General features: G+C 58.3%; 22 protein-coding genes. 8 read left to right on the top strand and 14 right to left on the bottom strand.

The genetic code is table 11. From position 1 onward, the window contains the following. Position 1: 1 nt before the first annotated feature. From UTM25_RS06595 to UTM25_RS06575, 5 genes are all read right to left on the bottom strand, one after another. Positions 2–2,026, bottom strand: a complete 2,025-nt coding sequence (locus UTM25_RS06595; RefSeq protein ID WP_194399274.1) for a protein-disulfide reductase DsbD family protein — start codon at positions 2,024–2,026, stop codon at positions 2–4. A gap of 47 nt (positions 2,027–2,073) precedes the next feature. Then, positions 2,074–2,445 carry a hypothetical protein gene (locus UTM25_RS06590; RefSeq protein ID WP_194399275.1) on the bottom strand — a complete coding sequence of 124 codons (372 nt, stop codon included), beginning with the start codon at positions 2,443–2,445 and terminating at the stop codon, positions 2,074–2,076. Positions 2,446–2,532: 87 nt separating this feature from the next. Beyond that, positions 2,533–3,093: an RNA polymerase sigma factor gene (locus UTM25_RS06585; protein ID WP_194399618.1), complete on the bottom strand. Its 561-nt coding sequence runs from the start codon at positions 3,091–3,093 to the stop codon at positions 2,533–2,535. Positions 3,094–3,098: 5 nt separating this feature from the next. Continuing rightward, complete coding sequence (locus UTM25_RS06580) at positions 3,099–3,518, bottom strand: hypothetical protein (protein WP_194399276.1); 420 nt, start codon at positions 3,516–3,518, stop codon at positions 3,099–3,101. 156 nt (positions 3,519–3,674) lie between these two features. Beyond that, on the bottom strand, positions 3,675–3,914 hold the full coding sequence (locus tag UTM25_RS06575; RefSeq protein ID WP_133549050.1) for a hypothetical protein: 240 nt from the start codon (positions 3,912–3,914) through the stop codon (positions 3,675–3,677). Positions 3,915–4,230: 316 nt separating this feature from the next. Between UTM25_RS06575 and UTM25_RS06570 the strand changes: the two genes are divergently transcribed. After that, the gene (locus UTM25_RS06570) at positions 4,231–4,872 is read left to right on the top strand and encodes a hypothetical protein (protein WP_194399277.1); all 642 of its coding nucleotides are present in this window, start codon (positions 4,231–4,233) and stop codon (positions 4,870–4,872) included. Positions 4,873–5,253: 381 nt separating this feature from the next. Here UTM25_RS06570 and UTM25_RS06565 read toward each other — a convergent pair whose 3' ends face one another. The 8 genes from UTM25_RS06565 to UTM25_RS06530 all read right to left on the bottom strand — a co-directional run bounded on the left by UTM25_RS06565 (position 5,254) and on the right by UTM25_RS06530 (position 16,240). Continuing rightward, positions 5,254–6,804, bottom strand: coding sequence for a methyl-accepting chemotaxis protein (locus UTM25_RS06565; protein ID WP_194399278.1), 1,551 nt, complete (start codon positions 6,802–6,804; stop codon positions 5,254–5,256). Between the two features lie 89 nt (positions 6,805–6,893). Beyond that, complete coding sequence (locus UTM25_RS06560; RefSeq protein WP_194399279.1) at positions 6,894–7,910, bottom strand: LacI family DNA-binding transcriptional regulator; 1,017 nt, start codon at positions 7,908–7,910, stop codon at positions 6,894–6,896. Positions 7,911–7,938: 28 nt separating this feature from the next. Next, a complete protein-coding gene (locus UTM25_RS06555) occupies positions 7,939–9,345 on the bottom strand; it encodes a sucrose-6-phosphate hydrolase (RefSeq protein WP_194399280.1) in 1,407 nt (468 codons plus the stop codon). Beyond that, the gene (locus UTM25_RS06550) at positions 9,345–10,715 is read right to left on the bottom strand and encodes a sucrose-specific PTS transporter subunit IIBC (protein WP_194399281.1); all 1,371 of its coding nucleotides are present in this window, start codon (positions 10,713–10,715) and stop codon (positions 9,345–9,347) included. Before UTM25_RS06550 ends, UTM25_RS06555 begins: the two co-directional genes overlap by 1 nt. A 66-nt stretch (positions 10,716–10,781) precedes the next feature. Then, entirely contained in the window at positions 10,782–12,299 is a 1,518-nt protein-coding gene (locus UTM25_RS06545; protein WP_194399282.1) for a carbohydrate porin, read from the bottom strand. A gap of 173 nt (positions 12,300–12,472) precedes the next feature. Next, complete coding sequence (locus UTM25_RS06540; protein ID WP_194399283.1) at positions 12,473–13,363, bottom strand: aminoimidazole riboside kinase; 891 nt, start codon at positions 13,361–13,363, stop codon at positions 12,473–12,475. Between the two features lie 88 nt (positions 13,364–13,451). Then, entirely contained in the window at positions 13,452–14,663 is a 1,212-nt protein-coding gene (locus UTM25_RS06535) for an EAL domain-containing protein (protein ID WP_194399284.1), read from the bottom strand. A 95-nt stretch (positions 14,664–14,758) separates the two neighbouring features. Beyond that, a complete protein-coding gene (locus tag UTM25_RS06530) occupies positions 14,759–16,240 on the bottom strand; it encodes an alpha/beta hydrolase (RefSeq protein ID WP_194399285.1) in 1,482 nt (493 codons plus the stop codon). Positions 16,241–16,506: 266 nt separating this feature from the next. Here UTM25_RS06530 and UTM25_RS06525 point away from each other — a divergent pair, with 266 nt between their 5' ends. From UTM25_RS06525 to UTM25_RS06495, 7 genes are read left to right on the top strand one after another with little or no spacing between them, the layout of a single operon-like run. Continuing rightward, the gene (locus UTM25_RS06525; protein ID WP_194399286.1) at positions 16,507–17,361 is read left to right on the top strand and encodes a MurR/RpiR family transcriptional regulator; all 855 of its coding nucleotides are present in this window, start codon (positions 16,507–16,509) and stop codon (positions 17,359–17,361) included. 12 nt (positions 17,362–17,373) lie between these two features. Further along, positions 17,374–17,949 carry a D-alanyl-D-alanine dipeptidase gene (gene ddpX, locus UTM25_RS06520; RefSeq protein WP_023311885.1) on the top strand — a complete coding sequence of 192 codons (576 nt, stop codon included), beginning with the start codon at positions 17,374–17,376 and terminating at the stop codon, positions 17,947–17,949. 15 nt (positions 17,950–17,964) lie between these two features. Then, on the top strand, positions 17,965–19,497 hold the full coding sequence (locus UTM25_RS06515) for an ABC transporter substrate-binding protein (RefSeq protein ID WP_194399287.1): 1,533 nt from the start codon (positions 17,965–17,967) through the stop codon (positions 19,495–19,497). Between the two features lie 23 nt (positions 19,498–19,520). After that, positions 19,521–20,543 (top strand): ABC transporter permease, encoded by a 1,023-nt coding sequence (locus UTM25_RS06510; protein ID WP_033145620.1) that lies wholly within the window; start codon positions 19,521–19,523, stop codon positions 20,541–20,543. Next, positions 20,540–21,433 carry a D,D-dipeptide ABC transporter permease gene (gene ddpC, locus UTM25_RS06505; RefSeq protein ID WP_194399288.1) on the top strand — a complete coding sequence of 298 codons (894 nt, stop codon included), beginning with the start codon at positions 20,540–20,542 and terminating at the stop codon, positions 21,431–21,433. Before UTM25_RS06510 ends, ddpC begins: the two co-directional genes overlap by 4 nt. Continuing rightward, a complete protein-coding gene (locus tag UTM25_RS06500; RefSeq protein WP_194399289.1) occupies positions 21,433–22,419 on the top strand; it encodes an ABC transporter ATP-binding protein in 987 nt (328 codons plus the stop codon). The genes ddpC and UTM25_RS06500 overlap by 1 nt, the downstream gene beginning before the upstream one ends. Then, positions 22,412–23,341: an ABC transporter ATP-binding protein gene (locus tag UTM25_RS06495; RefSeq protein ID WP_194399290.1), complete on the top strand. Its 930-nt coding sequence runs from the start codon at positions 22,412–22,414 to the stop codon at positions 23,339–23,341. Before UTM25_RS06500 ends, UTM25_RS06495 begins: the two co-directional genes overlap by 8 nt. Here UTM25_RS06495 and UTM25_RS06490 read toward each other — a convergent pair. Next, entirely contained in the window at positions 23,338–24,087 is a 750-nt protein-coding gene (locus UTM25_RS06490) for an SDR family NAD(P)-dependent oxidoreductase (RefSeq protein ID WP_194399291.1), read from the bottom strand. The genes UTM25_RS06495 and UTM25_RS06490 overlap by 4 nt on opposite strands. Positions 24,088–24,146: the final 59 nt, after the last annotated feature.

The following is a 24,146-nucleotide window of genomic DNA, read 5'->3' as shown; positions in this document are numbered from 1 at the left end:
ATTAGCCTTTTGCGTTGTTCAGGGTGGCGATAAGAGTGCGCTTGTCCAGCAGCGGCGAGAGGATTTCGCCGTCAGACAGGCCGGGGCCATACACCGCGTTAAACGGAATAGCGTAACGATTTCGCTTCTCCAGAAAATCCGCGATAAACGCGGACGGCTGGCTCCAGTCTCCGCGCAGGGCCACCACGTCCGCCTGGCGCAGCGCGGCAATGATGTCCGGCTGATTCAGCACCCGATGCTCGTTGACTTTGCAGGTCACGCACCAGTCCGCCGAGATATCCACAAACACCCGTTTCCCCTGCGCCAGCGCCTGCTGGATGGCCTCCTCGCTGAGCGGCTGCCACGGGATGGCCTGAGCGGCATTCTGCGCCGGAGCGTCAGGCGGAGCGTTAAGCAGCCCGCGCGCCTGATACCCGCCGAGCGCCGACAGCGCGATCACAACGATCCAAAACAATGGGGAGGATTTTTGCCCCTTCAGCGCGAACAGCGCGAGCGCGACGGCGATGAGCACCAGCATCACAATCTGGCTGACCGCCTCGCCAAGATGCACGCTTAACAATGTCGCCAGCCACAGGCTGGAGGCGAGCATCATCAGGCCCAGAACCACTTTTAGCGTGTTCATCCAGCGGCCGGGTTTCGGCAGCAGCATGGCCGTTTTCGGCACCAGAGCGACAAACAGCCACGGCAGGCTCATGCCCACGCCGAGCATCAGGAAGATCAGCCACAGGGAGTGCAGCGGTGCGCCAAGGGCAAAGGCGACCGCCGTACCGAGGAACGGCGCGGAGCACGGCGTCGCCAGCAGCGTGGCGAACATCCCTTCGCAGAAGCTGCCGCCAATCCCCGATCCCCCTGCCGTCGCCAACCGTCCCGTGGCGGCAGAAGGCAGCAGCATCTCAAACACGCCAAACAGATTCAGCGCAAACAGGAAGGTGACGGCGACCATCAGGCCGATAAACCACGGGTTCTGGAACTGAATACCCCACCCCAGCGACGCCCCGGCCAGCTTCAGCGCGGTCACCATCCCCGCCAGCAGCATAAAGGAGGTGAGGATCCCGGCGCTGGTGGCCAGAAAGCGCAGCCTGATCGCGCGCCTGTCCGATCCCGCCTGCAGGATGCTGTTAAGCTTCATGCCCATGACCGGCAGCACGCAGGGCATCAGGTTGAGGATCAGCCCGCCCAGCAGGGCAAAGAGCACCATTTTTCCCGTCCCTTCAGGCACAGAAGACGTAGCTGGCGTCGCGCCAACGGCCATGGTGGTTTGCTGCGCATTGCCGCCACTGGTCAGCACAAACGACAGCCTCTTGCCTTCCAGCGAGGTGGGCTTATCGCCCCATTCGTCGGTCACGGGAACCGTCACCCGAAGGGTATTGCCGTCATGTTTGATAACCGGCTCGCCGGGAAGAATGTCGCCCTCCAGCGGGTCAAAGTAGATCCCCGGATTATCCCACTTCCCGTCCGTCGTGCCGGTAATCACCAGCTTGTCGCCAGAGAGCCAGGCGGAGAGATCCATGGATACGCCTGTCGTACCGGGCACGGCGCGCATCGCCTGCTCGAACTCGCTGCGGAAGCCCTCATCCACCGGCTGGGTAAAATCAAGGTGCAGCGGGTAGTCCGTCAGCAGGCAGACGTTACTGCACGTCGAGAGCGTGAGCGTTCCGTCGAGCGTGTCGCCCTTCACCCCGTCGAGCGCGATCGGGATAGTGACCTTATCGTGATAGCCCTGCGTGGTCATGCCGGAGATATCGAAGCGCGACGGGACCGGCCAGGACCAGCTATCCGTTACGCCTTCCGGCCAGCTGATTTTTGGCGCGACGCCGCCCTCGCCCGGCGATCGCCAGTAGGTTTTCCAGCCGGGCTTTAGCTCAACGGTGAGCAGGCCCTTAATGTGCGTTTGTTCCCTCTCCGCCTGAAAGCGGATGCGGGCGTGATCGTTTTGTGGGGAGACCAGCCAGCCGGTGTCTGCCGCATGGGCAGCGCCGATGCAGAACAGCCACAGGAAGACGAATCCCCTGAAGAGGTTAACCATGTTTTACTCCGTGAACAGTGAAAATTATCGTGAGAGGACGATGATTTTCATTCGCGGAAAACGCAGTTTTTAAGGTGTATTCGGGGAGGCGGTGCCTGGACGGGCTGTTCTGCGGGAGCGAATGCCCGCCCTTGCGTAAACAGCTGCAGCAGCGCGAAGAAGATAATGATGGCCGGCAGCGCGCCGTCGAAGAACAGCGGCTGGGCACAAAGCAGCGAGTGTGCGCCCAGCTGACAGGGCGACAGGCCAGGCTCTTCCGTGTTGCTGCTTTGAGCCGGGGCATCAGCACTCAGGGAAATCTGCGGATCCAGTCCCTGTAAAAAATGGTTGAGCATCACAGCACGCTGCACGAGGCAAAGCGCCATCGCGAGACAGGTGACGATCAAAAGCCATTTTCCGAGGAGCTGACGGTTGCGCATAATATTCCAGAGTGACGAGACGTCCCGATCATAAACCATAGTGATGAATCTACAAGTGCCGGAAGTGTAAGGTTTTGTCTGTCGCCGCTATTCGCCCGTCAGCGCGTCGTAGACGTCCCGCAGCCGCGTGCGCAGAAACAGAACCGCCTTGTGCTTGCGGGATAGCAGCGCCTGCTCGCTGGCGCCCGTCTCCTCTGCCAGCATTTTAATGCTGTAGCCGTGGAGTTCGGTCTTTTCAAACACCTCCCTCTGCGGCGGCGTCAGTTCAGACAGCGCCTGCCCCAGCTCTTCCCACAGCAGCGTTTTAAGGTACTCCTCTTCCGGCGTGTGCGCCACGCCGAACAGGGTTTCAGCCAGCTCGTCCTCCGGGAAACCCTCTTCGTCTTCGCCCGTAAAATAGCCGGAGAGCGACACCTCGCGCTTTTTACGCGCCCGGTCGGTCATCTCGTTACGCGCCGCGCGGAACAGCCAGGCGGCGACGTTTTCGACCGGCTGCTCCACTTTCATCAGCTGATACGTCACTTCCTGCAAAATGTCGTCGGCATCATCGCGAACGGACGTCCGCCCGCGAATGAAGGCTGTCAGCCGGGCGCGGCAGGCATTGAGCGCCGACATCAGCATGGATCCGCCCGCCTCCCCGGCTTTCATTTCGCTCACTCTGCTTCCGGCGCTTTTGGCGTGGCGTCGTCGCGTTTTTCCTCACGATGACCGTGCCAGCCGCAGTGGCCGCGTCCGTGGCGACCAAACCCTTCGCGGCGCTGCTGAATAAACGCCTCGCGCTGTTCTGGCGTCATGTTCATCCAGCGCTCGTGCATCCGGCGGTGCGCGGCAAACATTCCCGGGCGGAAACCCAGCCCGCCAAACAGAATGCGACTCAGCACCAGAATGCCCAGCGCCTGCCAGAAGCCAATGGCTTTTACGCCGAGGATGGCCGGGAGCAAGGCGTTCCACAGGGTCATCACCACCAGGCCGAGCACGATGAAAATCACCGCGCCGATGACTAAGCCCTTACCCATACGGTGGCGACCGAATCCGCGACCGTGGCCTCTGTCGTGCATATCAAAATCTCTCATGGTGTTTACCCCGTTTACAGTAACTGATTATGGCTTGTGATGAGGTAGACGGATGAGGGATGGAAATATTGCTGGGGGGAATAAAAATTTTTGGGCTGACGATTTGGACTCATAGCGGTAACGGCTGGCAGGCGCTATGAGTCGCTTGCAGTCAAATCATCTCGTACGAAGAATTCGCTTAACCAGTGCGATAGCAATAACGGCCAGTATGATTGACAACAGTGCCAGGAAGATGAGTAAGGACAATAGTGGATTTAACAAGCCACCTAAACTGGTGAAGTCGCTGATACGGCCAAGTTGCTCGGACGTGCATACACGCAGAATGATCTCAGGAATAATAAGCAAAAATATAATGACGGTCAGGACATAAACCAAAGCACTCTTGCGCTTTCCCATTTCAGTTCTTGCCCCTCTATCAAACATTATAAATGATAATAAGATAATGATACTGCAAGGTTATATAAAATGGCACAAAAATCATAAACCACATCCTGTTCGAGGTATTAAAGTTTTACTAAAAACTGCCGATTTATGAGTTACCACTTAATTTTGAGACCCCAAAATGCTTTCTGATATTTTTAAAAATAAAGATTTTATTATTTATTTTATTTATGGCGCTATATTTATATTAATCATAAACAGAGCGTACGGAATGTCTAATTTACTAAGATTTGTCTTTCGCTACTTGGCAATTGGCTACTCAGATGTAAGAATGAAAGAACTTGATGATAAATGGTTTGATATCCAACTATTCAAAATCACCAATGGAATTAACACTACTAACCTAAATGACGCGCGACTAATACAAAGAGGGTTAAATGAGGGGGTGTTAAAGCCATCATGGTTTTTATTTACTAGTTCATGGGGAGACATCACCATAAAAATGTCGAAAAAGAAATTAATCTTATCCTCTTTAATGGGGTTTGTTATATTTTGCATGGGGAATTATGCATGGATTGAGCAAACCAAGATTGTAGATGGATTCGTCAAAATCGAATATAAGGAATTTAGTTATTACCTTTCTAAAGAAAAGCTGATCATAACATCACTTGACAGATCCATTGATAACGCCACCGTTCATAGTAAAGAGGATTGCATGAGTATCCCGAAGTCAATCGCTAAGGACTCAGTGTTCTCTATAGCATGCACGAAGTTACTTGATGATAGATTGTCGTATATATGGTGGCTTGAAAAAGAAATCCAGTCTGTAAATAGCAGAAAAAACACGCTAAAACTTATATCTTACATTTATTGCATCACTAGCGTTCTGTGGGGTTTTTCATTATACCGATTCAATCGTGCCAGCACTCATGTCGTAAATTATAAGTTATCAATACAAAATCAGACCTCATAGAGAAAAGTAAAAGACCACCTTCGACCATTTTTATAGAAGGTGGCTTTCGAGAATGCCCCTGTAAAAGGTATTGCTACTGTAAGTCTATCCATTTTAGCTCCATATATTTTACAAATGTCTTGTTTTGTGTTGTTTGTTTCGAATGTAATTTCAGACATAGCGATATACAAACTTATCCCGGAGAAAATAGATTAATAAAAAGACCTACCGAACACTAAAAATGTTCACTACATGTGAGAATAGCTACCTCGCTCCATAGCAAATCAAAAAAAGCATGTTAGTCATTACAAATGTAAAAAATCACCGCCGCAAACTGTCAGAATTATAGAATTGTGGTGGAAGTCGTAAACGACGAGGCCCTCTCAGGGGCCTCGCTTCAAATCAAGCCTGCACCGGCAAATTAAAACTCGAAATACTCCGCGAAAGCTGCTGCGCCTGCTCTTCCAGCGATGCCGCTGCCGCAGCGGACTGCTGCACCAGCGCGGCGTTCTGCTGGGTCACGCCATCCATTTCGGTCACCGCCTGCCCGACCTGGCTAATCCCGCGGCTCTGCTCTTCGGAGGCGACGGAGATCTGCTCCATCAGCGTATTCACTTTATTCACCGACGAAATAATCGAGTCAATCACCTCGCCCGAGCGGCTCACCAGCTCCGCACCGTTTTTCACGCTGGAAACCGACTGCGCGATCAGGCTCTCGATATCCTTGGCCGCCACCGCGCTTTTCTGCGCCAGGGTGCGCACTTCGCTGGCCACGACCGCAAAGCCTCGGCCCTGCGTGCCGGCGCGCGCCGCCTCAACCGCCGCGTTCAGCGCCAGGATGTTGGTCTGGAAGGCGATGCTGTTGATCACGCTGGTAATGTCTTCGATGCGCTTCGAGTTCGCCGCGATGGTATTCATCGTGTCGATGACTTCGCGGGTCACCGCTTCACCGGTGTGGGCATTTTTCACCGCGTCCTGCACCAGTTTTCCGGCCTGATACACGTTGTCGGTATTGTTCGCCACCGTCGCGCTCAGCTCCTCCATGCTGGCCGCCGTCTGGGTTAACGCGGAGGCCTGCTGTTCGGTACGTGAAGCCAGGTCGATATTCCCGGAGGCAATCTCCTGGGCCGCGTGCGTCACGGTATGGCTCGCATCGCGCACCTGGGCGATGGTCGCCAGCAGCGCCTGACGCATCTGCTCCATTGAGCTCATGAGATGATCGATTTCGTTACTGGAACGTCCCTTGACCGGCACCGGCACGTCCAGCTTGCCCGCCGCAATCTGGCTGCAGTGCTCGCGCGCCAGGTTTACCGGCGCAAAGACAAAGCGCTTCATCAGCAGGCTGACGGCAACAATCACCACTACAAACAGGCAGGCAATAGCGGCAATAATCGCCAGGCCAGAGACGAAATTGCTGCTCGCATCCTCGTTCAGGCTTTTGGCGTATTTCTGGTGGACGGAAAGGACCTGGTCTAGAACGATTTCGTACTGGCGGTCAAGACGGGAGACTTCCGGGATCAGCGCGTTAAATTTGGCCACATCGTGCGCCTCGGCGGCATCGATCAGCGGCGCCAGCCCCTGGTTGCGGTAGTTTTGCCAGGCGTCCTGATAGGCAGTCACCAGCGACGCTTCATCCGTCAGACGCGGCGAAGCCATAAAGGCCGCAAAGGCGTGGTCTGCTTTGGTCAGCGCCTCCTTCACGGCGGTTAGCTTTGCAGCTCCGTCTGCCGGGTTGCCCGCTTCCACCATCTTCACATACTCCATCACCCGCACGCGCAGCGTACGGCTATGGTTGATGGGGTCAATTATGGACAGCACAACCTGGATCTCTTTGTTGACGTTATCCAGCGAATTATTACTTTTAATGATGAGGCCAACGCTGGTCACAATGCTGACAACAAAGAAGAAAAGCAGTGAGAACAGGACAATCAGGGACGACTTTTTCAACGACATAAACCAATACCTCAAGGAGAATTATTCCTTATGGTTATCGGCCATTCCAAAACTTAAATTAATTAAAGTTATTGAAGTATCGAACCGGGCTATTTCGCTGGCTTATAGCGTCGCTGCAGGGTGGCATTGAGCTTGCGCTGCAACGGCTGCGGCGTCTCCCCTTCGATCAATTTGCTAATCAGATCAAAGCAGTGCCACGCCAGCTGGCGGTTATCCTGGCGAATGGTATCCACCGGGATCGTCAGCGAATCGTAGAGATAGTGATCGTCAAAACTGGCTAACCTGATATCACTTTGCAGCAGGTTGTGCTGGCCCATATAGCGCAGCACCCCTTCCAGCAGCCCGCAGGCGGCGGCGAACAGCGCTTTCGGCGGACGCCCCAGGCGGGCGCAGAGTTCAGCAAACATCTCGTAACCGGAGCTCGGGTGATAGTTGCCGTGAATGATCCACTCGGGGCGAAGTTCCACACCGGCATTACGCAGACCTTGTTTGAACCCTTCCAGACGGTCGCGCGTGGGGGATAAGCGGGGCTGTCCGCCGAGGAAGTAGAACTCTTCAGGATGCTGACGCGCAATGTCGGCCACCAGTTCCGCCGTCGGGGTAATGGAGTCGGTGATCACCAGCGGCAGCGCGCTGTCGTTGATGTGGCGGTCAAACAGGACAACGGGCAGCTGCTCGCTCAGCTTGTGGTAGTCCGCATCGTTAAGCATGCTGGAGGCCACAATCAGTCCGTCAACCTGACGCGCCACCATGTTGTTCACCACCACCGTCTCCTGCCCCGGGTTTTCATCGCTGCAGGAGATCAGCAGCTGAACCCCCGCCTCGCGGCACAGCGTTTCCAGCTCGTGAGAAAACACGGCAAAACCGTAGTTGGTGATCTCCGGGACCACCAGACCAACGGTATGGCTGCGGTTATCGCGCAGCGACCGGGCGTGAATGCTGGGCTGATAGTGGTGCTCTTTTGCAATCGCCAGCACGCGCTCGCGCGTCTCCTCCGCCACGCGAAGCTCTTTGCTGCGCCCGTTGAGGACCAGGCTGGCGGTGGCTTTTGACACACCCGCCAGCTCCGCGATGTCTTTAATGGTGACGCGTTTTGTTTTTCTCACAACGACTTAGATCCGGCTGCCAAAACCCTCATTCTATCATGCAGGCGCGCAGCGACCAGTAGCGTAATGTGATATCGGACGCACCTTCGAATCGCACCCGGGCCGGATGGTCAGGAAAATAGCGGCTGCTCATTACTCCTTCACCGTGATTGATGAAGATTTCAACGCTGGAGCTGTCGCAGAGAACGCGCAAATGGCTGACGTCGCCCTGCCAGTAGCGGGTCAGCGTTTCACCGGTTTTCAGGCTCGCGCGTTCAAGACGTATACCCTGCTCATCGACCGTGAGACGCAGCGCGCCGCCAAAATCGACATTTACCTGCGATGCGCTCAGCTCAAACTCCAGGCGCGTCGCGTCCAGGTCAGGCGCCTCGCTGGCGCGCCCCTCCCAGCGCTGCTCATCTTCACGCAGCGCCGCCAGCTCGCGCGCCGGTGTCTGCCAGAGCCTGCCGTCGCGATAGCGTAATTCGCGCGGGCAGGTCATCTGGTGCATCCAGCCGTGCGCCCGGGTTGGCTGAAGCATCTCTTCCCCGTCCGGTACGCCCATCCAGCCGATTAGAATGCGTCGACCGTCTTCCGCCAGCGTCGTTTGCGGAGCGTAAAACTCAAAGCCCGCGTCCAGCTCGTGCAGCTCGCCGTGATCGAACGCGGCGCTGGCATAGTCAAACGCCCCGCTCATCCAGGTAGCCGGATAGGTGTTGAGATATCGATGCGGCTCGCGCGCCAGCCCCTGCGGACAGCTTATCAGGACGTGCGTTCCATCGAGCGCGAACAGGTCCGGACACTCCCACATATACCCCGCATCCGTCAGGCCGTTAACCCCGTGACCGGCGATTTCTCCGCAGGGCGCCCAGGCGTGCAAATCGGCTGATTTAAACAGCAGCACCTTGCCGCGCTTTTGCACATCCTGCGCGCCCAGCACCATGTACCACTCCCCGTCGTGCTGCCACACCTTCGGGTCGCGCACGTGGCCGGTGTAGCCTTCCGGCAGCGCCAGCACCGGCCCCAGCTTCGTAAAGGTCCCGTCCAGCTGTTCCACGGCGAGGCACTGCCAGGCCGTGCGGCTGCCGTCATCAAACTTAACGTTGCCGGTGTAGCACAGGGTCAGTACGCCGTGGTTTTCCACGGCGCTACCGGAGTAGCAGCCGTTGCGGTCATACTCTTCATCCGGCATCAGCGCCAGCGGCTCGTGCTGCCAGTGCATCAGGTCCGCAGAGCTCCAGTGCCCCCAGCATTTAAACCGATGCTCGCAGCCCAGCGGGTTCCACTGATAGAACAGGTGGTAGCGGCCGGCAAACCAGATAAACCCGTTGGGATCGTTCATCAGCCCCGTCACCGGCGCGGGGTGCCACTGCGGATAGTGGCTATCCGCCAGCGCCCGCGGCTGACCTTTCATAACGGCCTGCAGAATCGCAGGCCAGCGGGAAGGTAACGTCATTATTCAGAGTCCGTTTTATATTTCAGCAGCAGCGAGACGGTAAACGCCACGCCGAAGGCAATCACCATACCGATAATATAGTTGAGCAGCGAGCTGGCCTGCACGATGGCCATCCCCGGAATGGCGGTCAGCCCCACGGCGGTCATGTACACATGCACGGAGACCACCCAGGCTCCACCCACCGCGCCGCCGATCAGCGCGGCGATAAACGGCTTAACAAAGCGCAGGTTGATACCAAAAATGGCCGCTTCGGTGATGCCCAGCATCGCAGAGAACGCGGACGGTAAGGTAATGGCTTTGATTTTGGCATCTTTGGTTTTGAACCACACCGCCAGACAGGCGCCGCCCTGCGCCACGTTCGCCATGGCCCAGATCGGCAGCAGGAAGTTAACGCCAATCGACGGGTTACCCAGCAGCCCGGCTTCAATCGCGTGGAAGCTGTGGTGAATACCGGTGATCACAATCACCGAGTAAAGCCCACCGAACAGCAGCCCGGCCAGCCAGCCCGCGTGTTCAATTAACGTACTCAGGATAAAGGAGATGCCGTCGCCCAGAGCGCGTCCCGCCGGGCCGATAATCAGCAAGGCGATAAAGCCGGAGATAACGACGGTGAGGAACGGCGTCAGGATCAGGTCTAAGGCATCCGGAATCACGCGGCGCAGGTTTTTCTCCACGATGCTCATGAACCAGACGGCCAGCAGCACCGGGAATACCGTGCCCTGATAGCCAATCATCGCAATCTCAAGGCCGAAGAAGTTCATGGTGTGGAAGCCGGAGGCCACGCCCCAGGCGTTGGTCAGCGCCGGGTGGGTCAGGATGCCGCCCAGCGTCGCGCCGAGATACGGGTTACCGCCAAATTCACGCGCAGCGGTAAAACCAATCAGAATAGGCAGAATGATAAACGCCGCGGAGCTACACATATCCAGCATGATGTAGATGGCGTTATCCGCATTAACCCAGCCGTAGGTTTTCACCATGCCGAGCAGACCCATCAGCAGGCCGGATGCCACAATCGCGGGAATGATCGGGACAAAGATATTCGAGAGCAGACGGGCAATGCGCTGGAACGGGTTAAGCTTGCGCGCCGCCAGATCCGCGGCCTCAGATTTACTGGATTCGCCGATCCCCGCCGCCTGAATAAACGCGGCGTATACCTTGTTGACCACGCCCGTACCAAAAATCACCTGCATCTGTCCGGCGTTACGAAAACAGCCTTTTACGCCGTCGACCTTGCCGATAGCCTGCTGATCGGCAAGCGCGTCATCAACCAGCACCAGACGAAGACGCGTTGCGCAGTGCGCCGCGCTGGCGATATTTTCCTTGCCACCGAGCAGCGGAATAAGCTCGCGGGCGATTTGATTAAAATCCATAGATACCTCTGCCTGACTTCTTTTTATGATGTGCGAAACGCTCCCGACTGGCGGGAGCGTGATGGGTTAAAACCAGGTTTCCATCTGGACCCCAAAGTTCCATTCCCCGCCGGCGTTAAAGCCGCTGCTGCCAAAGGCATCATCGCTGGCGTAATGATCCAGTTTGCTGCTCCAGTCCATCCAGGTGGCAAACAGACGCAGCTCCGGACGGCTGAAGAAATCGCCAATTTTGCTCGCTTTTAACGTCGGCGCAAAGGTCAGCTTGTAGAAACTGCCGTTGACGGCGTTGCGGTCCTTATAGCCTTCCGGATTTAAATCCATGTACTGATAGCTTCCCTCAAACGCCAGGGCGAAGTTCTGCGTCACCTCTTTAATCAGGCGGGTGTTGAGCGTCACCCACTCGTAGCTGTCGCCCTTCACGTAGCGATCTTTACTGCTCTGCGCCAGGACGGCGGGCGCAACGCTCCAGCCACCGCCGATTGGCGTGACACCGTAACTTGCGAAGCGCCAGGTATCCGCCTCAGACAGCAGCGCGCCGTCGGAGCCGATGCTTTTCACCTCCGCACCCAGCCCGTGACCATACAGCAGCGCCGTTTTGGCGGTCCCTTCCCGCAGGCCGTAGAAGCTCTCGTTATGCAACCCGACCAGCGCATGAACGCCGGTATTGGCGGCATCGGTTTTGATGAGATCGCCGTTGGTGTCTTTACGGTCGTCGTTATCCTTCGCCCGCAGGCCGCTCACCATCAGCTGGAGCGGTCCGGCGAAGTGGTTCATGCTGAGGATATAGTTCTGAACGTTATTGTCAGTCTGCTCCACGCTGCCGAAGTTGCGGCCGTAGATGGAGAAGTTGCTGCGCAGCGAATCGTTCCATTTCACGTCATAGACGCCGCCGCCGGTACCGGCCAGGAACACCACGTCGGAATCCAGCCAGTGAATGTCAAAGTTATCGCGGTCGAAGCGTTTACCCGCCCAGAAGGTGCTGCCCTTCAGCGCGCCGGTAAAATCAGGCAGATTGCCGAGTTCCGCGAAGGCCTGACGAATATTGAGATCGCTGGTATCGGCTGACCAGTCGTTATAGGTTCTCTGACCGTCGGCCAGCATCGCCTTAAAGCGCGTGGTGGCCCCGTTATCCAGAGTTTGCTTGTGCTCCAGGTTCAGCTCAACGTAGGTGTCTGCTTCATTACCCAGACGCCCTACCGCACCGCCGGTTTCACCGGCCGGGGTCAGATACGGGCCGCTTTTGCTGCTGGAAGCTGCATCGTTCATCAGCAGGCCAGAGCGGGCGTAGCCGTGGAACTCAAACCCGCTGCTTTGATCCGCCTTCTTCTCCAGCGCGGTGGTGCGCTGCGCCACCGCCTGGGCTGTCGTTTGCGTCTGCTGCTGCGCGGCAACCAGCTGCTGGGTTTTTTGTTCTGCATCGGCGGCGCGTTTCTCAGCCACCTGCGCGCGCGTTTCCGCAGCCTGGAGGCGCTGCTCCATGGCGGCAAGACGCGCTTCGATACTTGTCATATCCGTTTGGGCAAAAACAGAGGTACTTCCGGCCAGCATGCCTATCATCACGGCAAGTCTGCGTTTTTTATACATTTTGTCGCATCCCTAAAAGAAGTCATTAAACGTGCTAAATTGCTAAACCGGTTTAGGTTGCTGATACTAAACCTCTGAATTTTGGATCGGCAATCTTTTTTGCTAAACCGTTTTAGTAAGTGTGATCGAGGCGACAATTCAGGCCGCCGGAAGGCGGCCAGTGAAGGACGGAATTACAGTTCGTGCTGCCAGGGCAATGCGGTCATCGCCCCCTTGGCCGTGGTGGCTAATGCGCCGCAGCGCTGGGCTAAGGCGATGACCGGCGTCAGGTCCTGCCCGGCGGCCAGGCCGAAGAGCAGTCCGGCGACGAAGGCATCGCCCGCGCCGGTGGTATCGACACACTCGACGGGCGTTGCCGGATAGTGCTTCACGGCGCCGTCATGCCAGGCAATCACCCCCTCTTTTCCCTGGGTGACCAGCACCAGACGCGCCGGGCAGCGCGCCATCAGCGCGTGCAGACCGACGTTTACCTCTGCATCTCCGGTTAAAAACGCCAGCTCTTCGACGGAGAGTTTCACCACGTCGGCGCTCTGCAGGGCCTGTTCCAGGCAGCGGCGCAGTTCGTTTTCATCCGGCCAGAGATCCGGGCGAATATTGGGATCGAAACTGACGCAACCGCCCGCCTCGCGAATGGCAGCCATCGCCTGAAATGTCGCCGAACGGCTCGGCTCGGCGCTTAACGCTATGGAACAAACGTGCAGCCACTCCCCGGCGCTGAACGTCGGCAGATCGGCGGTTTCCAGAAACAAATCGGCGCTCGGACGCACCATAAAGGTAAACGAGCGTTCGCCGTGCTCGTCGAGATCGACCACCACCGTTGAGGTGCGGTGCGCCGGATCAAGGCGCATCCACTTCACGTCGACCCGCTCGTTGGCTAATGTCTTAGACATAAAACGTCCGAAAGGATCGTTGCCAACTCTGCCGATAAAGGCGCTCTGGCCGCCCAGCCGGGCAATGCCCACCGCGACGTTTGCCGGTGCGCCGCCGGGACACTGCAGCAATCTGCCTTCTCCATCGGGGAGCAGATCCACCACCGCATCGCCAAGAACCCAAATTTTCTTCATGTAATCCTCTTAGCTAAACTATGTTAAACCGTTTTAGCTATTTAAGCACAGGCAGGACGAAGGGGAAATAACGCGGGAGGAAAATTGGCTAACGCACCAGATGCGGCCAGTGAATATCACCGACGCCATTAATCTGCGGGCGGGCAAACAGAAAGCCCTGGAAACGGCGGATACCGGCAGACTCGAGCCAGCACCACTCCTCTATCTTCTCGATCCCTTCGGCCACCAGGGTAATTTCAAGATCGGCGCAACAGCTGACGATGGAGCGCACAATCGCCTGCTTCGGGCCGCTGAGGTGGATATCGCTAACTATCTCCCGGTCGATCTTAATTTTGTCCGGCTGGAACCGGGTCAGCAGCGAAAGACCGGCATAGCCGGAACCAAAATCATCAATCGCCAGACCTACCCCCTCACCGCGAAGCTGTTTAATGGCGCTATTGAACTGGTTGAACCCGGATATCATCTCGTTTTCAGTGACTTCAACGACCACCTGCTCCGGCTGAAGACTATGTTGCTTAATCTGATCGACCAGAAATTCCACTGCGTTGGGGACATTCACCAGCGACATGGGCAGCAGATTGACCGCAATTTTATGGCTGCCAATGCCCAACTTTTCCGCGAGAGCAAAGGCATACGCTTTCGTCTGGAGATCGACTTCGTAGATTTTGTCCGGGTCGAGGGCGCTGAAGAAATGCTCCGGGCTGCCGCCTTCGTTGCCGCGAATAAGGGCTTCAAGCGAACTGATCTTCCCCTCCGAGGGCTCAACGATGGGCTGGAGCGCAAACTGACAGGTTTGGTTGGCCATCAGCCCCAGACGTTCGCCAAAGGGCAACGCCTCGGGTGACAGCGTCCATTTTTCAGGGACGTAGCGTGCGCCCGACACGGCCGGACGTTTGCCCATAATAAAGGTCTGAATAAACTTGAACACCCGATCGTCGGAAGTCAGATAGCTATCCAGCTTGCTGTAATGCAGGATCGACTGCAGCACCTCTTTCGGCGACTGCGTCTGCAGATCGAACAGCAGCATACCGACGTTTTCAAAGCGTCTGCGCGGGCCATAGTCCCGCATCAGTTCCACCACTCCACTGTGCCGCTTATCTTCGCGGATTTTATGGAACAGCTTAACCACGCTCTCTTCCGACCCTTCCAGGATTTGCAGAACGTCACTCCCTTTAGCAAGGAGTACACCGGTAATATTCAGATTTGCGTTACGGCCTCTGGCGCGCTCCACCAGTTCCCGCAGCTCGGTGGAGGGGCGGGATAAATTGAACTGGCTTCGGTAAATCAGGGTCGTCAGCACAAAAATGGGTTCCGATGAGAAAGAGAGGTGCCTTGAAGCTATTATTTAACATACTTAATCAATGCGACCTAACATATTCACACCACAGAGGAACGTTACTTTTCCCCGTCCCCGATCCGGCTATCAATCCTCTCCTGCATGTAGTCGTAGAACGGGTTCGACGTGACCCGCATCAGCGCCTCTTTTCCGACGCTCAACACGGACGTTTCGCCCCAGAGCGCAATTGTCCCCAGACTGATGCCGTAGCGGTTTTTCACCCCTGGCTCACGGCCATAGAGATCGTCATCCGGCGGGAACGGAACCGCAACATGCGACAGCGAATAGACATCCTGCGGCCAGGCCTGCGCAAGCGGCACGACAGTCTCCCGGGTGCTGCCTGCCGGGGTGATTTTCGCCACCGTCGAGAAACTGTGTGCGTCCGCATTGGTAACAATCGTGACACCGTAACGCCTCTGCGCAACCGGCAGCAGCGCCGAGGTTGCCGTCCACGACGACGGTTTGAAAAGCGGACGGAAGCTCGCCGCCTGGTTGATATCAAACACCACCAGCTCGCTGCCGTTTGCCGGAAGCTGGTCAAACAGGCCGGTCACCACCGCGCGGGTGCTGACCGTGGAGTCCATGACCGACTGAAACGCCAGGATCGGCGGCAAATTTGCCAGCCTTTGTTCCCGCGCCGCGCGGCCAATCTGCTCCTGCAGGGCCTTCGTCAGCAGCCACGACTGGCGGGCGGCGTTCACCGGGAACGAGTTATATTTGTACGGATTATATTCCGGAGAGATATTCAGCCACGCCGCTTTGGCAAACGCCGGCAGCAGCGCCGGTAGCCCGGCGAAGCCGGCAAAGCGCGCAAAGGCCGTCACGCCAATCATCGGTGAGAGCAGGATCACCTGCTGCGGTTTACGCAGCGCAGGCGCGTCCAGCGCATCAAGAGCATATTTCATCGCCAGCGCCCCGCCGTTGGAGTAGCCCACCAGATGCAGAGGTACAGCCTCTCCCGCCAGACGCGTGGCTTCCCGCACGGCAAGGCGCGTCGCCGCGAGCCACATTTCCCAGTCGACGTCCGTCAGCGCGCCGGGCGCGGTGCCGTGCCCGGGCAGGCGCGGCACCACGGCCACAAAGCCGTGCTGCTGATAGTTCACCGCAAGGCGCATGACGCTGTAAGGCGAGTCCGTCAGACCGTGCAGCAGCACCACCGCGCCGCGCGGCTTTCCGGCAGGCATCAATACAAACGAGCGGTTGGCATCGGGCGTAAACCGTCCCGGCCACACCAGGCTCTGGCGATAATAGCGGTTTAACGGCGTACGTTCCTCGCCCACTGTTTTCGCCGTCACCGTGCGATCAAGATCGGCGAAAATCGCCTTTTCCCGGGCGAGATACCCGGCAAAATCGGCGTTATCCATCTCGCGGACGGACATCTCATCGGCCCGCCAGGTGTGCCAGAGGTGCAGTTCCGGTCCCTGCTGCGAGAGATAGACCCGAACCGCCAGCAGGACGACCAGGACGATCCCCACGACAATCCCTATTTTCTTTGCAAGCGCCATCAGGCGCACGCTGACTCGCCAGGGCAAATTTGCCATGCCGGGATCCCTTTTATATTCACAGTACATCTATCTTATCAAAAATGTGAACAGGCTGACGTATTCACCAAATTCATACCTGCCGCGTCAGACAGTGCACCAAAAGTGAACTACGCTGCACAAATGTTGATCATTGGTTAAGCAAATATTGCATGAAGTTTACTGCACTGGGGGTTTCACCCGCCCTGTAATCATGGCACGCGTCATGCATTGTTAACCAGGTAACAAAAATTCGGCCATTGACAGCCTGTTAACAGCGAGGCGGTATGACGACGAAACCTGAGATGTTGAGCCGTATCGAAGCGACGTTCAGCCAGCTTACGCCCAGCGAAAAGCGGGTCGGAAGCTGGCTGCTGGCGCACGCGGCGCAAATCCCGTTTGAAACGGCAGAGAGCATCGGTCAGGCGAGCGGGACCAGTGGAATTACCGTCGGACGCTTCCTGCGCAAGCTGGGGTACCGCAACCTGGAAGATGCCAAAAAGAGCCTGCGCGATCCGTATCAGCCCTGGGGCATGAACGAGCGGCTGGACTCCTGGCAGCAGCAGCGCCCCCTTTCCAGCCGCCTTCAGCACGCCCTGTCGCTGGAAGTGGATGCCATCACGCAGGTGTACCAGCTGGCGCAAACGGACGCCTTCCGTCAGGTGGTGCATAACCTCACCTACGCCGATGCGGTGTTTGTGCTGGGGATCCAGTCCACGCGCGGGATTGCCAACGCCTTCTTCAGCCACCTCGAGTACCTCCGCCCGCGCGTGAGCTATTCGGAGGGCGCTTCCGGCAGCTGGGTGGAATCGCTGAACTCGGGGTTTTCGCACCCGTACGTTGTGCTGACCGATACGCGCACCTACTCCTCGATGGCCCGCCAGTACTGCCGCGTCGCCAGCGAGAAAGGCATTCCGCTGGCTTTAATCACCGATATCTGGTGCCCGTGGGCGCGGGATTACCCGATGGATTTACTGCAGGTGAAAACCGATACCGGTCATTTCTGGGATTCACTTGCTCCCGTGAGCTGTCTGTTCAACCTGCTGCTGTCGGGCGTGGTGGAAGCGCTGGGTGATGCGCTCCCGGCGCGGCTGGCGATAAACCGACAATTACAACAAGAGTTTGGTCAATTCGAACGCTAAAGGAGCGGAGATATGCCCGAAGAGAGTGAACTGATTGATGTGGCGAAGACGTTTCCCACGCTGCATATCGATCTGAAGTACGCCACCGCCGACAACATTACCGGCCGCCCGATCTATCAGGAGGCGCTGTGCCTGCTGCATACCGACGCGGCCACCGCGCTGGCAAAGGCCATCAGCATTGCCTCACTGGCCGGGCTGAAGCTGGTGGTGTACGACGCCTATCGGCCGCAGCAGGCGCAGGCTCAGCTGTGGGATGCCTGCCCGAACCCGGAATACGTGGTCGACGTGGCGATTGGCTCCAATCACAGCCGCGGTACGGCCATCGACGTCACCCTGATGGATGAACATAACGCCGTGCTGGATATGGGTGCCGGTTTTGACGAAATGCACGACCGCTCGCATCCGTATCACCCCTCCGTGCCGCCGCACGCCCAGCGCAACCGTCTGCTGTTGAACGCCATCATGTTTGGCGGTGGTTTTGTGGGTATCAGCAGCGAATGGTGGCACTTCGAACTGCCGAACGCCGCCAGCTACCCGCTGCTTGACGACCGTTTTGCCTGTTTTCCCCTGACGCACACTTCTCTTTAAACCTGGAGCACTGCCATGAAAACATCGCTTGTCTCGACTCTGATCGCCGCCACGCTGGCCCTGAGCGCACCGCTGGCGCTGGCTGCCGTCCCGAAAGACATGCTGGCGATCGGTAAAGCCGCCGACCCGCAAACGCTCGATCCTGCCATCACCATTGATAACAACGACTGGACCGTCACCTATCCGTCCTACCAGCGTCTGGTCAAGTACAAGCCGGGCTCTACCGAGGTGGAAGGCGATCTGTCGACAGGCTGGAAGGCGTCTGAAGACCAGAAAGAGTGGACCTTTACCCTGGCGGATAACGCGAAATTTTCCGACGGCACGCCGGTCACCGCCGAGGCGGTAAAACTCTCCTTTGAGCGCCTGCTGAAGCTCGGCCAGGGGCCGTCTGAAGCTTTCCCGAAAGACCTGAAAGTTGATGCCGTCGATGACCATACGGTGAAGTTCACACTCAGCCAGCCCTTCGCGCCTTTCCTCTACACGCTGGCAAACGACGGGGCGTCCATTATTAACCCGGCGGTGCTGAAGGCCAACGCGGCGGACGATGCGCGCGGTTTTCTGGCGCAAAACACCGCTGGTTCCGGGCCGTTTATGCTGAAAAGCTGGCAGAAAGGCCAGCAGCTGATTCTGGTCCCTAACCCTCACTGGCAGGGTGAAAAGCCGCACTTTAAGCGCGTATCGGTGAAAATTATCGGTGAGAGCGCCTCGCGCCGACTGCAGCTTTCCCGCGGCGATCTGGACATTGCCGACTCCCTGCCGGTCGATCAGCTCGCAGCCCTGAAGCAGGAAGGCAAAGTCGCCGTCGCGGAATACCCGTCCCTGCGCGTGACTTACCTCTATCTCAACAACAGCAAAGCGCCGCTCAATCAGGTGGATTTACGTCGGGCCATCTCCTGGGCGACGGATTACCAGGGCATGGTGAAAGGCATCCTGAGCGGCAACGGCAAGCAGATGCGCGGCCCGATCCCGGAAGGCATGTGGGGCTTTGACGCCACGGCAATGCAGTACAGCTTCGATGAGGCCAAAGCCAAAGCGGCGCTGGAGAAGGTCAAAGACAAACCCGCCAGCCTGACCTTCCTCTACTCGGACAACGATCCGAACTGGGAGCCTATCGCCCTCTCCACTCAGGCCAGCCTCGGCAAGATCGGCATTAGCGTCAAGCTGGAAAAACTGGCTAATGCCACCATGCGCGACCGCGTCGGAAAAGGCGATTACGACATTGCCATCGGCAACTGGAGCCCGGACTTTGCCGACCCGTACATGTTCATGAACTACTGGTTTGAATCGGACAAAAAAGGGCTGCCGGGCAACCGTTCGTTCTATGAGAACAAAGAGGTCGATTCGCTGCTGCAGGCGGCGCTGAAAACCACCGACCAGGCGGAACGCACCAAAGATTATCAGCAGGCGCAAAAGGTGGTTATCGACGAGGCGGCCTACGTTTATTTGTTCCAGAAAAACTACCAGCTGGCGATGAACAAAGAGGTCAAAGGCTTCACCTTTAATCCGATGCTCGAGCAGGTGTTCAACATCGCCACCATGAGCAAATAACGGTTCTCGCCGGGGGAAAGCGTATGACGTTCTGGAGCATAGTGCGCCAGCGCTGCTGGGGGTTAATCCTGGTGGTGGCCGGTGTCTGTATTATCACCTTTATTATTTCACACCTGATCCCCGGCGATCCGGCCCGTCTGCTGGCCGGCGACCGCGCCAGCGACGAGATCGTGCAGAACATCCGCCAGCAGCTGGGGCTGGACCAGCCCCTGTATGTTCAGTTTGGCCGCTACGTGGACGCTCTGGCCCACGGCGATTTAGGCACGTCCATCCGTACCGGTCGCCCGGTCGCGGAAGACCTGAAGGCCTTTTTCCCCGCCACGCTGGAGCTGGCCTTTTGTTCTCTGCTGCTGGCGCTGGTCATCGGCGTGCCGCTTGGGATTTTGTCGGCGGTGTACCGCAACCGCTGGCTGGATCACCTGGTGCGTTTAATGGCGATGACCGGGATCTCCACGCCGGCCTTCTGGCTCGGGCTGGGCGTCATCGTGCTGTTCTACGGGCACCTGCAGATCCTCCCGGGCGGCGGCAGGCTGGACGACTGGCTCGATCCGCCGACGCACGTCACCGGGTTTTATCTGCTGGACGCGCTGCTGGAGGGCAACGGTGAGGTCTTTTTTAACGCGCTTCAGCACCTGATTTTACCCTCGCTGACGCTGGCGTTTGTTCACCTGGGGATCGTGGCGCGCCAGGTTCGTTCGGCGATGCTGGAGCAGCTCAGCGAGGACTACATCCGCACCGCGCGCGCCAGCGGACTGCCCGGCTGGTACATCGTCCTGCGCTACGCCCTGCCGAATGCGATGATCCCGTCCATTACCGTGCTCGGGCTGGCGCTGGGCGATCTGCTTTACGGCGCCGTACTGACCGAAACCGTCTTTGCCTGGCCGGGCATGGGCGCCTGGGTGGTGACGTCCATTCAGGCGCTCGATTTCCCTGCCGTGATGGGCTTTGCGGTCGTCGTTTCGCTGGCCTACGTGCTGGTTAATCTGGTGGTCGATCTGCTTTACCTGTGGATTGACCCGCGAATCGGGCGCGGAGGTGCCGAATGATGTTAACGCAGGAAACGCCCGTCCCGGTTAAAACCGCCGGACAACGCATCAACTGGGCAAAGCTGTTCTGGATGCTGCGCCAAAGCCCGCTCACTATCGTCGGCGGCGTCATTATGATGGCGATGCTCTTTCTGATGGTGGCTTCGCCGTGGATTGTGCCGCATGACCCTAACGCGCTGGATCTGACTGCACGCCTGCAGGCGCCGTCTGCACAACACTGGTTTGGTACCGATGAGGTGGGACGCGACCTGTTTAGCCGCGTGCTGACGGGCAGCCAGCAGTCGATTACCGCCGGGCTGGCGGTGGTGGCGATTGCGGGCGGCATCGGCTCGCTGCTGGGCTGTTTTTCCGGCGTACTGGGCGGGCGCGGCGACGCCATCATCATGCGGGTGATGGATATCATGCTCTCCATTCCCTCCCTGGTACTGACCATGGCGCTGGCCGCCGCGCTCGGGCCGAGCCTGTTCAACGCCATGCTGGCGATTGCGATTGTCCGCATCCCGTTTTACGTCCGCCTGGCGCGCGGGCAAACCCTGGTGGTGCGCCAGTTTACCTACGTTCAGGCCGCCCGCACGTTTGGCGCGTCCCGCTGGCATTTGATCCGCTGGCATATCCTGCGCAACGCCCTTCCGCCGCTGATTGTGCAGGCTTCGCTGGACATTGGCAGCGCCATTCTGATGGCCGCCACGCTGGGATTTATCGGCCTGGGCGCGCAGCAGCCGACCGCCGAATGGGGCGCGATGGTGGCCGTAGGCCGTAACTACGTCCTGGACCAGTGGTGGTACTGCGCCTTTCCCGGTGCGGCGATTTTGATTACCGCCGTAGGCTTTAACCTGTTTGGCGACGGTATCCGCGATCTGCTGGATCCGAAATCGGGAGGAAAACAGTGATGACCGAACCGGTATTACGTATTGAGGACCTGCACCTGAGCTTCCCGATTTTTCGCGGTGAGGTCCACGCGCTGAACCACGTCTCGCTGGAGATCGGCAGGGGCGAAATCGTCGGCGTGGTGGGCGAGTCGGGTTCGGGTAAATCCGTGACCGCCATGCTCGCCATGCGGCTGTTGCCGGAAGGGAGCTACCGCATTCATCACGGACAGGTGAAGTTACTCGGCGAAAACGTCCTGACGGCGTCCGAGAAGCAGCTTCGCCAGTGGCGCGGTGCTCGAGTGGCGATGATTTTTCAGGAGCCGATGACCGCCCTCAACCCGACGCGGCGGATTGGCAAACAGATGGTGGAGGTGATCCGCCAGCATCAGCCGCTTTCGCGGCGCGAGGCGCAGCAGAAGGCGATTACCCTGTTGGAAGAGATGCAAATCCCGGACGCGAAGCAGGTCATGGAGCGTTATCCGTTTGAACTCTCCGGCGGCATGCGCCAGCGGGTGATGATCGCCCTTGCCTTCTCCTGCGAGCCGGAGCTGATTATCGCCGACGAGCCGACCACCGCGCTGGACGTTACCGTCCAGCTGCAGGTGCTGCGCCTGCTGAAGCACAAGGCGCGGGCCAGCGGGACCTCGGTGCTGTTTATCAGCCACGATATGGCCGTGGTGTCCCAGCTCTGCGACAGAATGTACGTGATGTATGCGGGCAGCGTGATCGAGAGCGGTGCCACGCAAACGCTGATCCACCGCCCTGTACACCCTTATTCCATTGGCCTGCTGCGGTGCGCGCCGGAACACGGCCAGCCGCGTGCCCCGCTTCCCGCCATCCCCGGGACGGTGCCCAACCTCAGCCAGCTTCCGCAGGGATGCGCGTTTCGCGAGCGCTGCTTTGCAGCCGGGGCGAAATGCAGCGAAACGCCGCGCTTAGCGCCCACTGGCGCAGAAGGCCAACAGGCCGCCTGCTGGTATCCGCAACGGGAGAAACACCATGACTGACGTACTGCTGGAACTGGATAGCGTGCACGTGAACTTTGCGGCGCGCAAAAACTGGCTGGGCCGCGTGACGGAACAGGTCCATGCCCTCAACGGGCTCGATCTTCAGATCCGTCGGGGGGAAACGCTGGGCATTGTCGGGGAATCCGGCTGCGGGAAAAGCACGCTGGCACAGCTGCTGATGGGCATGCTTAAACCCAGCACCGGTGCGTGCCAGCGGGCGCACCACGCGGGCGGTATGCAGATGGTGTTTCAGGATCCGCTCTCGTCTCTCGACCCGCGATTGCCGGTCTGGCGCATCATCACCGAGCCGGTGTGGGTGCAAAAACGCAGCAGCGAGCGCGAGCGCCGTCAGCTGGCGGAGGATCTGGCGCTGCAGGTGGGCATTCGCCCGGAATACCTCGACAGGCTTCCGCACGCCTTCTCCGGCGGGCAGCGCCAGCGCATCGCCATCGCCCGGGCGCTCTCATCCGATCCCGATATTATCGTGCTTGATGAACCCACCAGCGCGCTGGATATCTCCGTGCAGGCGCAAATCCTCAACCTGCTGGTGAACCTGCAACAGCAGCGTAATCTGACCTACGTGTTAATCTCGCATAACGTCTCGGTGGTCAGACACATGAGCGACCGCGTGGCGGTGATGTACCTTGGGCAGATTGTGGAGCTGGGCAGCGCCGGGCAGGTGCTTGGCGAGCCGCGCCATCCCTATACCCGTCTGCTGCTCGACTCGGTTCCCCGCACCGGTGAACCGCTGGATGAAAATCTGGCGTTACGCAAAACGGAGCTTCCCGGCAATCGTCATCTGCCCGAAGGCTGTTTTTTCCGCGACCGTTGTCCGATGGCAACGCAGGGGTGTGAACGTCCCCAGCCGCTACAGCCCTCACGCGAGGGCCGTAACGTCCGCTGCTGGCGCAGTCTGGATTAGATTTGCGCCATTCCGCCGTCCACAAACAGCTCGATGGCGTTAATAAAGCTGGCCGCGTCGGAGGCCAGAAACGCCACCGCTTTACCCACCTCGCCCGGCGCGCCTAAACGCCCCAGCGGTACCTGGGCGGCCAGCGCGTCGTACAGCCCCTGACGGTGTTCTTCCGGCACCAGATCGCCGAGACCTGGCGTTTTGATCGGGCCCGGGCTCACCACGTTGACGCGGATCCCGCTGCCCTGCAAATCCAGCGCCCAGGAGCGGGCAAAGTTGCGCACGGCGGCCTTGCTGGCGCTGTAGACGCTGAAGTTGGCCGTCCCTTTAATGGACACCGTCGAGCCGGTCAGAATAATCGACGATCCGGCGGAGAGCAGCGGCAGCGCCTTCTGCACCGTAAACAGCACCCCGCGAACGTTAGTGCCGAAAATCCGGTCAAACTGCTCTTCGGTGATCGCGCCCAGCGGCAGCATATCGCCGCCACCGGCATTGGCGAACAGGATATCAAGACGGCCTTCTTCTTTTGCTATACGGGCATAAACCTCATCCAGATCGGCAAGCTTTGAGACGTCAGCGCGAATGCCCACTGCGTCAGAAGCAATCTCTGCTACCGCCGCGTCCAGCTCGGCCTGGCGACGCCCGGTGATGTACACCTTCGCGCCCTGCGCCGCCAGCTCTTGCGCCGTGGCAAGACCAATACCGGTGCTGCCGCCGGTGACCAGTGCGATTTTTCCTGCGAGAGTCGTGTTCATGTCATTTACCTTTTGTTGTGTTTGCGTTGGACAAACTTTAGCCCTTGCGGCATTTGTGA

This window comes from Enterobacter sp. 61D5, assembly GCF_034107965.1.
In the GTDB taxonomy this organism is placed as follows: domain Bacteria; phylum Pseudomonadota; class Gammaproteobacteria; order Enterobacterales; family Enterobacteriaceae; genus Enterobacter; species Enterobacter cloacae_M.
The sequence above is the reverse complement of the archived record's forward strand: the minus strand, read 5'-3'. Positions and strand labels throughout refer to the sequence as shown.

Coding starts and splice junctions, on each gene's coding strand:
- ddpC (WP_194399288.1), top strand. CDS start 20,540: ATGATGTTAACGCAGGAAACGCCCGTCCCGGTTAAAACCGCCGGACAA.
- UTM25_RS06595 (WP_194399274.1), bottom strand. CDS start 2,026: ATGGTTAACCTCTTCAGGGGATTCGTCTTCCTGTGGCTGTTCTGCATC.
- UTM25_RS06575 (WP_133549050.1), bottom strand. CDS start 3,914: ATGGGAAAGCGCAAGAGTGCTTTGGTTTATGTCCTGACCGTCATTATA.
- UTM25_RS06545 (WP_194399282.1), bottom strand. CDS start 12,299: ATGTATAAAAAACGCAGACTTGCCGTGATGATAGGCATGCTGGCCGGA.
- UTM25_RS06515 (WP_194399287.1), top strand. CDS start 17,965: ATGAAAACATCGCTTGTCTCGACTCTGATCGCCGCCACGCTGGCCCTG.
- UTM25_RS06540 (WP_194399283.1), bottom strand. CDS start 13,363: ATGAAGAAAATTTGGGTTCTTGGCGATGCGGTGGTGGATCTGCTCCCC.
- UTM25_RS06525 (WP_194399286.1), top strand. CDS start 16,507: ATGACGACGAAACCTGAGATGTTGAGCCGTATCGAAGCGACGTTCAGC.
- UTM25_RS06590 (WP_194399275.1), bottom strand. CDS start 2,445: ATGCGCAACCGTCAGCTCCTCGGAAAATGGCTTTTGATCGTCACCTGT.
- UTM25_RS06555 (WP_194399280.1), bottom strand. CDS start 9,345: ATGACGTTACCTTCCCGCTGGCCTGCGATTCTGCAGGCCGTTATGAAA.
- UTM25_RS06495 (WP_194399290.1), top strand. CDS start 22,412: ATGACTGACGTACTGCTGGAACTGGATAGCGTGCACGTGAACTTTGCG.
- UTM25_RS06510 (WP_033145620.1), top strand. CDS start 19,521: ATGACGTTCTGGAGCATAGTGCGCCAGCGCTGCTGGGGGTTAATCCTG.
- ddpX (WP_023311885.1), top strand. CDS start 17,374: ATGCCCGAAGAGAGTGAACTGATTGATGTGGCGAAGACGTTTCCCACG.
- UTM25_RS06500 (WP_194399289.1), top strand. CDS start 21,433: ATGACCGAACCGGTATTACGTATTGAGGACCTGCACCTGAGCTTCCCG.
- UTM25_RS06530 (WP_194399285.1), bottom strand. CDS start 16,240: ATGGCAAATTTGCCCTGGCGAGTCAGCGTGCGCCTGATGGCGCTTGCA.
- UTM25_RS06580 (WP_194399276.1), bottom strand. CDS start 3,518: ATGAGAGATTTTGATATGCACGACAGAGGCCACGGTCGCGGATTCGGT.
- UTM25_RS06550 (WP_194399281.1), bottom strand. CDS start 10,715: ATGGATTTTAATCAAATCGCCCGCGAGCTTATTCCGCTGCTCGGTGGC.
- UTM25_RS06585 (WP_194399618.1), bottom strand. CDS start 3,093: ATGAAAGCCGGGGAGGCGGGCGGATCCATGCTGATGTCGGCGCTCAAT.
- UTM25_RS06570 (WP_194399277.1), top strand. CDS start 4,231: ATGAAAGAACTTGATGATAAATGGTTTGATATCCAACTATTCAAAATC.
- UTM25_RS06565 (WP_194399278.1), bottom strand. CDS start 6,804: ATGTCGTTGAAAAAGTCGTCCCTGATTGTCCTGTTCTCACTGCTTTTC.
- UTM25_RS06490 (WP_194399291.1), bottom strand. CDS start 24,087: ATGAACACGACTCTCGCAGGAAAAATCGCACTGGTCACCGGCGGCAGC.